This window comes from Burkholderia sp. Ac-20384 (assembly GCF_017104605.1).
Classification (GTDB): domain Bacteria; phylum Pseudomonadota; class Gammaproteobacteria; order Burkholderiales; family Burkholderiaceae; genus Burkholderia; species Burkholderia lata.
This window is the reverse complement of the sequence record NZ_JAAGPE010000675.1, coordinates 1-1,210: the sequence shown is the minus strand read 5'-3', so window position 1 is coordinate 1,210 and position 1,210 is coordinate 1. Positions and strand designations below refer to the sequence as shown.

The following is a 1,210-nucleotide window of genomic DNA, read 5'->3' as shown; positions in this document are numbered from 1 at the left end:
GCCTAAATCGATCCCGATCAGCGATACCGTGTCCATAATGACCTCCCAATAAGGAAACAACCCGATCAGCGTAAGCCGATCGGGTTGTTTCGGTCAGGCTGACCATCTCATTAATGCGGACAGGTTCAAGCAATCCGCGCTGACCGGATGCTGACGCTTTCTATCAGGTTTAATGAGCCACGCATCCGCAGCGGGGCCGAGGCCAAGGTACTCATCGAACGCAGCCGACAGTTTTACAACGAGCGTCGGCCTCATAGCGCTCATCGCTATCAACCTCCTGCCACGGTCCGTCCAGCTTGGCAGGATTTCGATAATATCGACGCGAGACTCGTTGCCTGACTGGTCACAAAATTCCGCCTCAGGTCACTGTTTCGCGGAAAAACGCGTCGAGGTTACTGCCCGGTTCCGGATAGTCCAAGCGTCTTCAGAGCGTTTTTCAATGCGGCTTTGGTTTCGTCGCTCTTGCGAAGCAGATATCTGTCGATGTGAACTTGGCGCTGTTCTGCTGTCATTTGCTCAAAGAGAGTAATCGAAGAGCCGTATTTCCGCAAATCATTCATGAAACCGCGTAGATAGGACTTCTTATAATAGGCGGTAATCTTAGCTAAGGCGGCAAGTTCGTCTGCGGGGCGCTCCGCGTCCGAGCGGGGAGTACCTAGTGGCAGAAGGTCCAGTTTTCGGAGGGCCGTTCGAATGTCGCTGCGTAGGTTTTGCAGTGTGGCTGAGCGTAATTTTTGGTCCGGCGTGAAATTGTCAACGATTTCTGCTCTCTTTTCTACGGTTAGTGCTTCAAACATCTCCATGTCGATTTTGTCGAAGAATTTATTTAGAGCGTTTTTTACTTGCGAATTCATTTTTCCGGTGTCTATAGCCTCGGATGCATGAGTTGCTTCGTATTGGACGGCGCTTGAGCCAGCGGGTGGCAAGGTGTTGCGGCTGGACGAAGCGACTTGCGACGCAGAGCCGGGGGCGGGCTCTTGAGCGACGTGTCGGCTGGAGGACGCAATGGCGAAGTTCTGCGGCTGGGCTGATGATCCAGACGGTTCGCCGTAAGAGGAAAAAGGTGCGGCACTGGCGGCCCCGGGCATGAAGGAATGCGTGCCGAAACCAGGCTGACGGTGTTGGCTACCGGAGGCAATCGGTACCATGGGTTGATCCGTTGGCAACGGAGCATGAAAGCCGGCTGGCGCGAAGGCGCCGGGATTCGCCG

At 54.6% G+C, this 1,210-nt stretch carries 2 protein-coding genes; one reads left to right on the top strand and one right to left on the bottom strand.

The window, feature by feature from the left end:
• Positions 1–132: 132 nt before the first annotated feature.
• On the top strand, positions 133–339 hold the full coding sequence (locus tag G3O00_RS42775) for an integrase core domain-containing protein (RefSeq protein WP_346779040.1): 207 nt from the start codon (positions 133–135) through the stop codon (positions 337–339).
• 53 nt (positions 340–392) lie between these two features.
• Here G3O00_RS42775 and G3O00_RS42770 read toward each other — a convergent pair.
• A partial coding sequence (locus G3O00_RS42770) for a hypothetical protein (RefSeq protein ID WP_206146604.1) occupies positions 393–1,210 on the bottom strand: 818 nt, incomplete at its 5' end.